This window comes from Modicisalibacter muralis, assembly GCF_900102945.1.
Classification (GTDB): domain Bacteria; phylum Pseudomonadota; class Gammaproteobacteria; order Pseudomonadales; family Halomonadaceae; genus Modicisalibacter; species Modicisalibacter muralis.
This window is the reverse complement of the sequence record NZ_FNGI01000005.1, coordinates 25,506-37,842: the sequence shown is the minus strand read 5'-3', so window position 1 is coordinate 37,842 and position 12,337 is coordinate 25,506. Positions and strand designations below refer to the sequence as shown.

At 62.7% G+C, this 12,337-nt stretch carries 16 protein-coding genes; 9 read left to right on the top strand and 7 right to left on the bottom strand.

Features of this window, described 5'->3' with window-relative positions; all coding sequences use genetic code 11:
• Positions 1-7 precede the first annotated feature (7 nt).
• The 7 genes from hpf to BLR92_RS10130 form a co-directional block, all read right to left on the bottom strand.
• The gene (gene hpf / locus BLR92_RS10160; RefSeq protein ID WP_089728166.1) at positions 8-316 is read right to left on the bottom strand and encodes a ribosome hibernation-promoting factor, HPF/YfiA family; all 309 of its coding nucleotides are present in this window, start codon (positions 314-316) and stop codon (positions 8-10) included.
• Between the two features lie 102 nt (positions 317-418).
• A complete protein-coding gene (locus tag BLR92_RS10155) occupies positions 419-1,840 on the bottom strand; it encodes an RNA polymerase factor sigma-54 (RefSeq protein WP_089728164.1) in 1,422 nt (473 codons plus the stop codon).
• A 151-nt stretch (positions 1,841-1,991) separates the two neighbouring features.
• Positions 1,992-2,717: an LPS export ABC transporter ATP-binding protein gene (gene lptB / locus BLR92_RS10150; RefSeq protein ID WP_089728161.1), complete on the bottom strand. Its 726-nt coding sequence runs from the start codon at positions 2,715-2,717 to the stop codon at positions 1,992-1,994.
• A 22-nt stretch (positions 2,718-2,739) separates the two neighbouring features.
• Positions 2,740-3,261 (bottom strand): lipopolysaccharide transport periplasmic protein LptA, encoded by a 522-nt coding sequence (lptA, locus tag BLR92_RS10145; protein WP_089728159.1) that lies wholly within the window; start codon positions 3,259-3,261, stop codon positions 2,740-2,742.
• Positions 3,258-3,848, bottom strand: a complete 591-nt coding sequence (gene lptC / locus BLR92_RS10140) for an LPS export ABC transporter periplasmic protein LptC (RefSeq protein ID WP_089728157.1) — start codon at positions 3,846-3,848, stop codon at positions 3,258-3,260. The genes lptA and lptC overlap by 4 nt, the downstream gene beginning before the upstream one ends.
• Before the next feature lie 3 nt (positions 3,849-3,851).
• Entirely contained in the window at positions 3,852-4,403 is a 552-nt protein-coding gene (locus tag BLR92_RS10135; protein ID WP_089728155.1) for a KdsC family phosphatase, read from the bottom strand.
• An 11-nt stretch (positions 4,404-4,414) separates the two neighbouring features.
• Positions 4,415-5,395, bottom strand: a complete 981-nt coding sequence (locus BLR92_RS10130; protein WP_089728152.1) for a KpsF/GutQ family sugar-phosphate isomerase — start codon at positions 5,393-5,395, stop codon at positions 4,415-4,417.
• A 154-nt stretch (positions 5,396-5,549) separates the two neighbouring features.
• On the opposite strand from BLR92_RS10130, the gene BLR92_RS10125 reads away from it, so the two are divergent.
• The 9 genes from BLR92_RS10125 (at position 5,550) to hisD (ending at position 12,303) form a co-directional block, all read left to right on the top strand.
• Positions 5,550-6,362, top strand: coding sequence for an ATP-binding cassette domain-containing protein (locus BLR92_RS10125; protein ID WP_089728149.1), 813 nt, complete (start codon positions 5,550-5,552; stop codon positions 6,360-6,362).
• Positions 6,359-7,141 (top strand): lipid asymmetry maintenance ABC transporter permease subunit MlaE, encoded by a 783-nt coding sequence (gene mlaE, locus BLR92_RS10120; protein ID WP_089728147.1) that lies wholly within the window; start codon positions 6,359-6,361, stop codon positions 7,139-7,141. Before BLR92_RS10125 ends, mlaE begins: the two co-directional genes overlap by 4 nt.
• A complete protein-coding gene (mlaD, locus tag BLR92_RS10115) occupies positions 7,138-7,602 on the top strand; it encodes an outer membrane lipid asymmetry maintenance protein MlaD (RefSeq protein ID WP_089728145.1) in 465 nt (154 codons plus the stop codon). Before mlaE ends, mlaD begins: the two co-directional genes overlap by 4 nt.
• A gap of 20 nt (positions 7,603-7,622) precedes the next feature.
• The gene (locus BLR92_RS10110; protein ID WP_089728144.1) at positions 7,623-8,276 is read left to right on the top strand and encodes an MlaC/ttg2D family ABC transporter substrate-binding protein; all 654 of its coding nucleotides are present in this window, start codon (positions 7,623-7,625) and stop codon (positions 8,274-8,276) included.
• Entirely contained in the window at positions 8,273-8,614 is a 342-nt protein-coding gene (locus tag BLR92_RS10105; RefSeq protein WP_089728142.1) for an STAS domain-containing protein, read from the top strand. The genes BLR92_RS10110 and BLR92_RS10105 overlap by 4 nt, the downstream gene beginning before the upstream one ends.
• A gap of 125 nt (positions 8,615-8,739) precedes the next feature.
• Positions 8,740-8,994, top strand: a complete 255-nt coding sequence (locus tag BLR92_RS10100) for a BolA family protein (protein ID WP_089728140.1) — start codon at positions 8,740-8,742, stop codon at positions 8,992-8,994.
• A gap of 14 nt (positions 8,995-9,008) precedes the next feature.
• Positions 9,009-10,271 (top strand): UDP-N-acetylglucosamine 1-carboxyvinyltransferase, encoded by a 1,263-nt coding sequence (murA, locus tag BLR92_RS10095; protein WP_089728138.1) that lies wholly within the window; start codon positions 9,009-9,011, stop codon positions 10,269-10,271.
• Positions 10,272-10,297: 26 nt separating this feature from the next.
• Entirely contained in the window at positions 10,298-10,954 is a 657-nt protein-coding gene (hisG, locus tag BLR92_RS10090; protein WP_089728137.1) for an ATP phosphoribosyltransferase, read from the top strand.
• Positions 10,955-10,980: 26 nt separating this feature from the next.
• Positions 10,981-12,303, top strand: coding sequence for a histidinol dehydrogenase (hisD, locus tag BLR92_RS10085; RefSeq protein ID WP_089728135.1), 1,323 nt, complete (start codon positions 10,981-10,983; stop codon positions 12,301-12,303).
• Positions 12,304-12,337: the final 34 nt, after the last annotated feature.

Here is a 12,337-nt window from a genome sequence, read left to right as displayed (position 1 = left end):
GGGAAGTTTACCGGGCACCAGCGCCTTGCGCGCGAGCCTGGGCCTTTTCCTTGTGTTTGACGAGTTGACGATCGAGCTTGTCGGCCAGGGCGTCGATGGCGGCGTACATGTCGCCATTCTCGGCATCGGCGTGCAAGTCGGCTCCGGCAGCGTGCAACGTACAGGCGGCCTGGTGGCGCTCCTTTTCGATGGAGAGGGTTACCTGCACGGTAGTGATGTTGTCGTAGTGGCGCTCCAGTCGTGCGAGCTTCTCATTCACATAGTCACGCAATGCATCGGTCAGTTCGACGTGATGGCCGGTGATGTTGACTTGCATGGCATGCTCCTGTTGCTGCGGATGGCCTTTCGATTGTAACCCTTTTTAGACCTTAGCAAACCCCTGAAGAAACACCCAGCGCCCAACGCTGAAAAGCGCCGTTCAGGCCAGGCGCTTGCGTTCGCTGGATGGCGGTATTCCCAGCGCCTCGCGATACTTGGCTACGGTGCGCCGGGCGACCTTGATGCCATCCTCGGCGAGCAGGTCGACCAGCTTGCTGTCGGATAGCGGCTTGCGCGCGGGCTCCTCGCCGATCAGTTTCTTCAGCCGCGCGCGAATCGCCGTGCTGGAATGGGCGTCGCCTTCACCGCTAGCGCCGCCGACATGGCTGGAGAAGAAGTACTTGAGCTCGAAGACCCCGCGCGGGGTGTGAATGAACTTCTGGGTGGTGACCCGTGAGATGGTCGATTCGTGCATTTCCACCTTCTGGGCGATGTCGGCCAGGATCAGCGGTTTCATCGCTTGCTCGCCGCGCTCGAGAAAGTCGAGCTGGCGCGCCATGATCTCGCGACCGACCTTGAGCAGGGTGTCGTTGCGGCTGGACAGGCTCTTGATCAGCCAGCGCGCCTCCTGCAAATGGTTCTTCATGAAGGTGTTGTCGTCGCTCTTGTCGGCACGCTTGATCAGCGCGGCGTAGTCCGGCTGGATACGCAGGCGCGGCATGGCTTCGGGGTTGAGCTCGATACGCCAGCCGTCGCGGGTGTGGCGGGCCAGTAGATCGGGAATCACGTAATCGTTGCCGCTGTCGTCGTATATCTGGCCCGGGCGCGGGTCGAGGGCGCGGATCAGCGCGATGACGGCGTCGAGTTGACCGTCGTCGAGACTTAAGCGGCGCCTGAGCAGTTTGCGGTCGTCACCGGCCAGCGCTTCGAGGAACTGGCGCACCAGGCGCTTGGCCTGTGGTAGCAGCGGTGTGCTTTCAGGCAGGGTGCCGAGTTGCAGAAGCAGGCATTCGCGCAGGTCGCGTGCGCAGACGCCGGTGGGGTCGAAACGCTGCAGGCACGCTAGCACCCGCTCGACGTCGCTGGCCTTGAGCCCGCTCAACCCCTGGCCACGCAGTCCATCGGTCAACTCGTCGATACTGGAAACAAGATAGCCATCGGCGTTGATCGCATCGATCAGGCTCTCGGCGATCAGGCTTTCGCGCTCGGCCAGATCGGTCATGTTCAGTTGCCATTGCAGGTATTCCTGCAGGCTCTGGCCGGCGGCATTGCGCTCGAAGTCGGGGCCGTCGTCGCTGCCGCTACCGCTGGGGGTGAAGTCCTGGTAGGTGTCCGACCACTCGCTATCGAGCGTCAGCTCTTCAGGGATCTCGCTGGCCCAGTCGTCCTCGACGGGATCGCTGACGGCCTGCTCACCGTAGAGCTCGTCGAGTTCCAGCATGGGGTTGGTTTCCAACGCCTGCTGGATCTCCTGGCGCAAGTCCAGTGTCGACAGTTGCAGTAGCTGTATGGCCTGCTGCAGCTGAGGCGTCATGGTCAGTTGAGTGCTGACGCGTAGCTGAAGCGTGGGTTTCATTGCCATAAAGAGAGCGCGTTCGCTGACGGATTTAGCGACACGTTATCCCCACGCGAAGCCGCTTGCAAGGATAAAAGCAATATTCATGCCATTAATTAATGCTTTGGTTATTGACGACAGGTTGCAAGGTCCCGGTTGTGCGCGACCGGTCAATATCCTAGAGACGAAATTCGTTGCCCAGGTAGACATCACGAACTTTCTGGCTGGCGAGAATGGCCTCGGCGTTGCCTTCGGCGATGATCTTGCCGTCGCCGACGATGTAGGCGTTGTCGCAGATATCCAGCGTCTCGCGCACGTTGTGGTCGGTGATCAGGATGCCGATGCCGCGATCGCGTAGCTGGCGAATGATGCTCTTGATTTCGCCCACCGAGATCGGGTCGACCCCGGCGAAGGGCTCATCGAGCAGGATGAAGGCCGGCTCGGTGGCCAGCGAGCGGGCGATTTCCACGCGGCGTCGCTCGCCACCGGACAGGCTCATGCCGAGATTGTCGCGGATATGATCGACGTGGAATTCCTCGAGCAGATGCTCGAGATGCGCATGACGGGCCGCCTTGTCGAGGTCCTTGCGGGTCTCGAGAATCGCCAGGATGTTATCGGCCACCGATAGCTTGCGAAAGATCGAGGCTTCCTGTGGCAGATAGCCGATTCCGGACCGCGCGCGATGATGCATGGCGGCGTGGGTCAGGTTCTGGTCGTCGATATACACCTCGCCGGCATCGGCGCGAATCAGGCCGACGATCATGTAGAAGGAGGTGGTCTTGCCGGCGCCATTGGGGCCCAGCAGCCCGACGATACTACCCTGGGCGATGGACAGGCTGATATCCTGCACCACCCGGCGGTTCTTGTAACTCTTGGCGAGATGTGTCGCACTCAGCGTTTTCATCGCGGCACGAATCCTTGTGCGGTCATTGCTGTGATTGCTCGGGGGTCAGGGTCATGCGCACGCGTTCGCTCTCGCCGCTTTGTGTCTCGGAGCGTGCCTGTACCACCCGGCGATCGAGAAAGTATTCGACATAGGCGCCGTTGAAGGTGTCGCCAGCCTGGTGCAGTTCTGCGTTCTCGATGAGTTCCACGCGGCGCTCAGCGGCATGATAAACGATGGTATTGCCCCAGCCCTTGACCACAGGATCTTCCGGCGCGGGTTTTTGCTCGATATAGGCGCGCTCGCCTTCGCCGATGGCGGTGACCAGGGTCACTTCGCCCTGGGCGTTGCGCTCGATCTCGACGCGCTCGGCAGTGAGCCGCATGCTGCCTTGCTGCATCTCGACATCGCCGGTGTACACCGCGGTGCCGGCGCGATCGTCCAGGTCGAGGCGGTCCGCGGCGACCTTGATCGGCGCGTTGGCGTCGCTTTCCAGGGCAGTGGCGGGCAGGCTGAGCAGGCCGAGAAGAGCCAGACTTGCCCCGGCAAGCGTGTGTCGCATCATGATTCTTGTTCCTCGTCGATCGGCGGGTGGAAGCCGCGCACGTTGTCGGTCAGGCGCATGCGGCCTTCGTTGATCCAGGCGTCGAAACGCTCGCCGCGCACGCGCTGTTCATACTGGCGCAGCAGGGCCTCGCTCTCGCTCCAGGCGTGGCCGGTGTCGGCGTCGTAGACCAACGTGTGGGTATCCAGACGCCAGCCTTCCTCGGGTGCCTTGAGCATGGCGTTGCCGCGCAGCGTCAACGGATTGCCGCCGGGGCCCAGCGTGCCCTTGTCGCCCGAGGCGAACCAGATGCGGCCTTCGTCGTCGAGTAGGCGCGCATCCGGCGTTTCGGCGCGAGTCACGTCGTCTTCGGGCGTGTGCACCAGACGTGGCGTTTCGAGGCGCTGATGGGGCCGGCCCTGGGTGTCGAAGCGGGTCAGTTGCACGCCTTCCAGATAATAGTCCGGCTCGCCAGCCGCATCACTGGGAATCGGCCCCGGCAACGAGACATCGCGCTGATCGATGAATGTCAGTATCCCGCCGAGCGCCAGCACGATCAGTGCCAGCCAGAACTTGGGCGAGGGGCGCAGAATAGAAGGTAGGGCCATGGGTCAGTGCTTGCCGTGTAGGTGGCTTGCGAGTATGGCGTCCCAGTGCCCTTGCATGTCGAGCAGGCCATCGCAGATTTCGCGTACCGCGCCATGGCCGCCACGGCGCTCGGTGATCCAGTCGGCATGCTCACGGATGTAGCTCGGGGCATTGGGAACGCTGATACCCAGCCCGGCGCGGCTGATCGGTGCCAGGTCGGGGAGGTCGTCGCCGCAGTAGGCGACCTGATCCAATGTCATGTGCAAACGCTGAATCAGTGTCTGGAGTACGTCAAGCTTGTCGTCGCGGCCTTGGAAGACGTGTTGGATACCCAGCGCGGCGGCGCGCCTGGCGACCATTGGCGATTCGCGCCCGGTGATCAGTGCCACCTCCACGCCGGCCCGGCGCAGCAGTTTCAGGCCCTGGCCATCTTGTGTGCTGAACGCCTTGATCTCCTGGCCGTCGGCCTGGAAATACAGTTGGCCGTCGGTCATCACACCATCCACGTCCAGAACCAGCAGGCGTATGGCGCGGGCTCGGTCGCTGAGGCTGGGGTCGCGTAACCACGAGTGCATGAACGCCTCCTTCATATGACGCCGCTGATCAGCAGGTCATGCATGTGCAGGGCGCCGATCGGATGCCCGTCGTCGTCGACCACGGCCAGGGCGGTGATGCGATTGTCTTCCATGACCTTGACGGCTTCGGCGGCCAGTACCTCGGCGCGGATGCGTTTGCCGCCGTGGCTCATCACGTCATCGACGCGCAACGTGCGCAAGTCAGTGTGTTGATCCAGTGTACGGCGCAGGTCGCCGTCGGTGTAGACCCCGGCCAAGCGCCCGTCGTTGTCGACCACGCAGGTAAAGCCGAGGCCCTTATGGGTGATCTCGAGCAAGGCGTCACGCAGCGGGCTGCCCAGTATCACGCTGGGCAGGCGCTCGCCCGTGTGCATCAGATCCTCGACCTTGAGCAGCAGTCGTCGGCCGAGACTGCCGCCAGGGTGCGACAGGGCGAAGTCCTCGGCGGTGAAGCCGCGCGCTTCGAGCAGCGCCACGGCCAGCGCATCGCCGAGCGCCAGCGAGGCGGTGGTCGAAGAGGTCGGCGCCAGATCCAGCGGGCAGGCCTCGCGCTCGACGCCGGCATCGAGATGCGCCTCGGCGTGGAGGGCCAGGGTCGAATCGGGACGACCGGTCATGCTGATCAGCGGCGCGCCCATGCGCTTGAGCAGCGGCAGCAGGGCGGTGACCTCGTCGGTTTCGCCGGAATTGGACAGCGCGAGCACCACGTCGCGCGGCGTGATCATGCCCAGATCGCCATGGCTGGCTTCGCCGGGATGCACGAAGAAGGCAGGCGTACCGGTACTTGCCAGAGTGGCGGCGATCTTGCGCGCGATATGCCCGGATTTGCCCATGCCGGTGACGACCACTCGGCCCTGGCAGGCCAGAATCAACCGGCAGGCGCGGTCGAAGTCCTCGGACAGCTTGACGATCAGCGCGCCAATGGCCTGCTGTTCGAGCTTGAGGGTGCGTCGCGCGCTGGCGCGAAAGGCAAAATCGTCGTTGGTGGTCATGGTGAACAATGCTGCCCGATGTCTTGAGCGATGGGGCGCCCATTAAACGCATTGGCCTGGCGGCTTGCAAGTTCGCGCGTCGTAAGCCGGGCTAGCGAGGCCGGGGCGGGTTAGGATACGATGTTCGATAATTTTTCGGGATTGGACTGCATCGATGGATGACTCATCGCTCGTCGAGGTCGAGGGGTTGCATTTTTCCCGTGGCGAGAAGGAAATTTTCCGTGGTGTCGATCTACGCGTGCCGCGAGGCAAGATCACCGCCATCATGGGCCCCAGTGGCACTGGCAAGACGACATTGCTCAAGCTGATCGGGGGGCAACTGGTGCCCGATAGCGGCCGCGTGAGAATCGATGGGCAGGACGTCCATCGGCTGTCGCGTCGCGATCTGTTCCGGTTGCGCCGGCGCATGGGCATGCTGTTTCAAAGCGGTGCGCTGTTTTCCGATCTCAGTGTTTTCGAAAATGTCGCTTTCCCACTACGCGTGCATACCGATTTGCCCGAGGCGATGATCCGCGACACGGTGTTGATGAAGCTCGAATCGGTAGGTCTGCGCGGCGCCCATCGACTGATGCCCTCGGAGCTTTCCGGTGGCATGTCGCGTCGCGTGGCGCTGGCGCGCGCCGTGGCGCTGGATCCCGAACTGATTCTCTACGACGAGCCGTTCGTCGGCCAGGATCCGATCTCGAAGGGCGTGCTGGTGGAGTTGATCAGCAAGGTCAATCAGGCGCTGGGGCTGACGTCCATCGTGGTATCGCACGATATCAAGGAAGCGCTGTCGATCGCCGACTATGTCTACGTCATCGCCGATGGCCAGGTCATGGCCCAGGGCACGCCGACTTCGCTGGATGTGGATCGCGATGCGCGGGTCAGTCAGTTCATCCACGGCGAGCCCGATGGGCCGGTACCGTTTCATTACCCGGCAGCGGATTACTTCAGCGACATCATGGCCGGGGGCGCGCGGCGATGAAACACCGAATCACCGCCCTGGGGCGCGGCACGCTCGATGCGGTCGATGCGCTCGGCCGCGCGGGGATGTTCCTGTTTCAGTCCAGCGTGGGCGTTCCGTCTCGCGAGGGTTGGCATCTATGGTTGCGCCAGATGCATTTCGTGGGCGTCCTGTCGCTGGCGATCATACTGGTTTCCGGTACGTTCATTGGCATGGTGCTGGGCCTGCAGGGCTACACCATTCTGGTCGATTTCGGCGCCGAGGATGCCTTGGGTCAGATGGTCGCGCTGTCGTTGCTGCGTGAATTGGCGCCGGTAGTCGCGGCGCTGTTGTTCGCCGGGCGCGCCGGTTCGGCGCTGACCGCCGAGATCGGCTTGATGAAGGCCACCGAGCAGCTCACCAGCATGGAGATGATCGGCGTCGATCCACTGCGCCGAGTCGTGGCGCCGCGCTTGTGGGCCGGCTTCGTATCGCTGCCGCTGCTCACCGTGGGGTTCAGCGTCGTCGGCATCTGGGGCGGGTATCTGGTTGGCGTGCAGTGGCTGGGCGTGTTCGAGGGCTCCTACTGGAGCAACATGCAGGGTAGCGTCGATTTCATTGCCGATATCGGTAACGGCATGGTCAAGAGTGTGTTTTTTGCGCTGGTGGTGACCTGGATCGCGGTCTTCCAGGGTTACGACCTGATCCCTACCTCGGAAGGCATTTCTCGTGCCACCACCCGCACGGTGGTGTATTCCTCGTTGGCAGTGCTCGGGCTGGATTTCGTGCTGACCGCGCTGATGTTTGGAGAATTCGGATGAAGCGCAGCAAGATGATGGAGTTTGGTGTCGGCCTGTTCATGCTGGCGGGCATCGTGGGGCTGGTATTTCTGGGATTGAGGGTCAGTGGGTTGGGTACCGGCGTTTCCGGTGAAACGTTCACGCTGCACGCCAACTTCGCCAACATCGGCGGGCTCAAGCCGCGCTCCAAGGTCACCCTGGCGGGCGTCCGGGTCGGTCAGGTCAGCGACATTTCACTCGACCCCGAATGGTTCGATGCGCGGGTGACGATGACTCTCGATGCCAGCCTCGAAGGCAAGCTGCCGAGCGATACGGCGGCGGCGATCCTTACCGCCGGGCTACTGGGCGAACAGTATGTCGGCCTGTCGGTGGGCGGCGCCCCCGAGATGCTGGCGGACGGCGACGTCATTCGCAATACCCAGCAGGCGCTGGTATTGGAAGAACTCATTCAGCAGTTCGTGTCGAATATGGCTAGGGAATGAACGTTTCAGGAGATTTCGTTATGACAGCTTTCTTCTCGTGGGTATCGCGTAAGCGCGCCGTGGCAATGGCGCTGTGTTTGCTAGTGCTGAGTGGCCCGGTATTGGCTCAGCAGGCACCGGAACAGTTGATTCGCAATAGTGTCGACGAATTGGTCGGCGAGATCGAAGGCCGCAAGGACTATTTCGCCCAGCATCCCGATGAGCTCGAGGCGCTGGTCGACGAGAGTCTCGCCGAGATCGCCGATTTTCGCTATATCGGCGCCAGCGTGATGGGACGTTATTTCCGCAATGCTACGCCGGAGCAGCGCACGCGCTTCGCCGAGGTGTTCCGCCAGACGCTGGTCGATACCTATGCCAAGGGGCTGGTGAGCTTCGACTATCGTGAGCTGCGCGTGCTGGGCGGCAACGCGGGGCGCTACGAGGACCAGGCCAGCGTCGATATGGAAGTGGTGGCCAGCGACGGCCAGGTCTATCCGGTCAGCTACACGCTGCGCCAGGACGAAGGCCAGTGGAAGGTGGTCAACGTGATCGTCAATGGCATCAACCTGGGTTTGACCTTCCGCAACCAGTTCGACCAGGCGATGCGCGATCACAATCGCGATTACGATGCCGTTATCGCCAACTGGTCGCCCAAAGTGGGCAGTGAAGAGCTCCAGCAAGGCGGCAATGCATGAAAGTGCTGCTCGACCTGGACGGTGTCCATCTCGAGGTCGATGGCAGCGTGTTGGCGGCCAGTGGCGAGGCCGATTTCGATGCGGCCGCCGCACTCGCCGCCAGTGGTTGCGAGTGGCTACGCGAGCAGCCCGTGGGTAGTGCCGTGTGCTTCGACCTGTGCGGCGTAAACCGGGCCAGCAGCGCCGCACTGAGCGTGATGCTCGAATGGCTGCGCTGCGTGCGAGATCAGCGCCTCGAGGTCGAAGCGGTGCGTCTGTCTCCGCCGTTGGCTCGCCTGACTGCGATGGCCGGCCTCGATCGATTGCTGTCGCTGGAAACTCCCACCCCGGCTCTTTGAGCCTCGCCGGCATCGCCATTGCCGGCGCTTTTCATTACCATGGGCGACATTTCGTGAATCCACGCTTTCGCCATGGCTCACGGCCATGGCGATGGTCCAGTCATTAGCAGGAGTTACCGCGACCCATGCAACCCAGCGACGTCAAGACTCTGCTCGAGTCCCGTATCGATGACTGCGAGTTCTTCATTCAGGGCGAGGGCTGCAATTTCCAGGTGATTGCCGTAGGTGAAGCGTTCGACGGCCTGAATCCGGTCAAGCGCCAGCAATTGATCTATGGTGCGCTGTCCGAGGAAATCGCCAGCGGTGCGCTGCATGCGGTCAGCATCAAGACTTATACCCCGGCGCAATGGGAACAGGCGCCGGAGAATGCCCAGCGCTGAGCGAACGAGCCTACATGGACAAGTTGATTATTACCGGTAACGGCCCCCTCGATGGCGAGGTATGGGCCAGCGGGGCGAAGAATTCCGCATTGCCGATTCTGGCCGCCACGCTACTCGCCGACGAGCCCGTGACCATCGGCAATTTGCCGCATCTGCAAGACATCACCACCACGCTGGAATTGTTGGGGTGCATGGGCGTCGAGCCGGTGATGGGCGAGAAAATGACCATTCAGCTCGATGGCTCGCAAGTGCGGCATTGCCATGCGCCCTATGAACTGGTCAAGAAAATGCGTGCCTCGATCCTGGTGTTGGGGCCGCTGCTGGCGCATTTCGGTAGCGCCGACGTGTCGCTGCCTGGCGGTTGTGCGATCGGCACGCGCCCGGTCGACTTGCATATTCGCGGCCTCGAGGCGATGGGGGCGGAAATCCGCGTCGAAGGCGGCTATATTCGTGCGCGGGTCGATGGTCGGCTCAAGGGCGCGACCGTCTTCTTCGATACGATCACCGTCACCGGCACCGAAAACCTGTTGATGGCGGCGACCCTAGCCGATGGCACCACTGTGCTGGAGAATGCCGCGCGCGAGCCGGAAGTGATCGATCTGGCCGAGTGCCTGATCGCCATGGGCGCGAAAATTCGCGGGCACGGCAGCGATACCATTACCATCGAGGGCGTCGAGCGTCTGCACGGCTGCTATCACGATGTGATGCCCGATCGTATCGAGACCGGAACCTTCCTGGTCGCGGGAGCGGCGACCGGTGGGCGGGTTCGGGTGCGCAATACCCGCGCCGACATTCTCGAGGCGGTACTCGCCAAGCTGGAAGAGGCGGGCGCCGATATCACCACGGGCGATGGCTGGATCGAGCTCGACATGCACGGCCGGCGCCCCAAGGCCGTCAACGTGCGTACCGCGCCATACCCGGCCTTTCCTACCGATATGCAGGCACAGTTCGTGGCGCTCAATGCGATCGCCGAAGGTACCGGGCGAGTCGTAGAGACGATCTTCGAGAATCGCTTCATGCATGTTCAGGAATTGATGCGTATGGGCGCGAAGATTGCTCTTGAAGGCAATACCGCAGTGGTTACCGGTGTCGAGCGGCTTTCCGGTGCGCCGGTGATGGCGACCGACCTGCGCGCCTCGGCGAGCCTGGTGGTGGCGGCGATGCTGGCCGATGGCGAGACGCTGGTCGATCGCATCTATCATATCGACCGTGGCTACGAGTGCATTGAAGAGAAACTGCAGTTGTTGGGGGCGAAGATTCGTCGCGTTCCCGGCTAGCCGAACCTATCGTTAAGTAGCGAGCTATGAGCAAGCAACTGATTGTCGCGCTCTCCAAGGGGCGCATTTTGCAGGAAACCCTGCCGCTGCTGGCCGATGCCGGCATCGCGCCGCTCGAGGACCTGGGCAAGAGCCGCAAGCTGCTGTTCGACACCAATCTGGCGGACGTCAAGCTGGTGGTGATTCGCGCGGTCGATGTACCCACCTATGTACAGTTGGGGGCCGCCGATCTCGGTGTGGCCGGCAAGGACGTGCTGCTCGAACATGGCGCCGAAGGGCTTTACGAGCCGCTGGACCTGGAAATCGCACGCTGCCGACTGATGACCGCTGGCGTCACCGGTGCCGAACCGGCGCGCGCGCGGCGCCGGGTGGCGACCAAGTTCGTCAACGTGGCACGAGGCTATTATGCTGAACTGGGCATCCAGGCCGAGGTGATCAAACTTTATGGCGCCATGGAATTGGCGCCGCTGATGAACCTGGCCGATGAGATCGTCGATATCGTCGATACCGGCAACACGTTGCGTGCCAATGGCATGGAGCCGCGCGAGTTGATCGCGCATATCAGCACTCGACTGGTGGTCAACAAGGCGGCCATGACCATGAAGCACGAGCGCTTGAAGCCGTTGATCGAACGCCTGCGCTCAGCGGTCGTGGCACGTCGTGGCGAGACGACCACCAGCTGATCCCGCCGATGACTAACGAGGTTTGCATGTCCGATACCGTTGCCGATTTCAAGATGGCCAGGCTGTCGACCCGTGACGCCGATTTCGACGCGCTGATCGAGGCGCTGCTCGACTGGGAGGGCGTGTCCGATGCCGAGGTGCAGCGGCGTGTCGAGGAAATCATCAGCGAGGTGCGAACGCATGGCGATGCCGCGCTGATCGAGCTCTCCAACCGTTTCGATCGACTCATGGTTGGCTCGATGGCCGAGTTGACATTGAGTGCCGATCGTTTGCGTCAGGCCTATGACGGCCTACCCACCGAGCAGCGCGACGCCCTGGCTCACGCCGCCGAGCGTATCCGCCTCTATCATGAGCACCAGAAGCCCGAATCCTGGCGCTACACCGACGCCGATGGCACGCTGCTCGGCCAGCAGGTCACCGCGCTCGATCGCGCCGGCATCTACGTGCCCGGCGGCAAGGCGGCTTACCCCTCTTCAGTACTGATGAACGCGATTCCTGCGCATGTTGCAGGGGTGCGCGAGATCGTCATGGTGGTGCCGACCCCCGACGGCATTCTCAACGAGCTGGTACTGGCTGCCGCGCACCTGGCCGGGGTCGATCATGTATTTACCATCGGCGGCGCCCAAGCCGTCGCCGCCCTGGCCTACGGTACCGAGACGGTGCCGCGCGTCGACAAGATCGTCGGCCCTGGCAATATTTACGTGGCCACCGCCAAGCGTGCGGTATTCGGCCAGGTCGGCATCGACATGATCGCCGGCCCGTCGGAAATCCTCGTAGTCTCGGATGGCGCTACCGATCCCGAGTGGCTGGCCATGGACCTGTTCTCCCAGGCCGAGCACGACGAGGATGCCCAGGCCATTCTGGTTAGCTGGGACGCCGAGCACATACGGGCGGTCGAGGCCGCCATCCAGCGTCTGCTGCCAGGCATGGAGCGCGCGCCGATCATCCGTGCCTCGTTGGCCGCGCGTGGTGCGCTGATCGCGTGTCGGGATCGTGCCGAAGCGGTCGACTTGATCAATCGCATCGCACCCGAGCATCTCGAGCTGTCGATGGCCGATCCCGAGTCGCTGCTACCCGAGATTCGCCATGCCGGAGCGATCTTCATGGGCCGCTATACCGCCGAGGCCTTGGGCGATTATTGCGCCGGCCCCAACCATGTGTTGCCGACCTCGGGTACCGCGCGTTTCTCCTCGCCGCTGGGCGTCTACGATTTCCAGAAGCGCTCGTCGTTGATCCAATGCTCGGCCGAAGGCGCTTCGAGGTTGGGTCGCACCGCGTCAATACTGGCCCGCGGCGAGTCGCTGACCGCCCATGCACGCTCGGCGGAGAACCGCATTCTTGGCAAGTGAACCGAATAGCGTTTATGGCGCTTTTCGGGTTTAT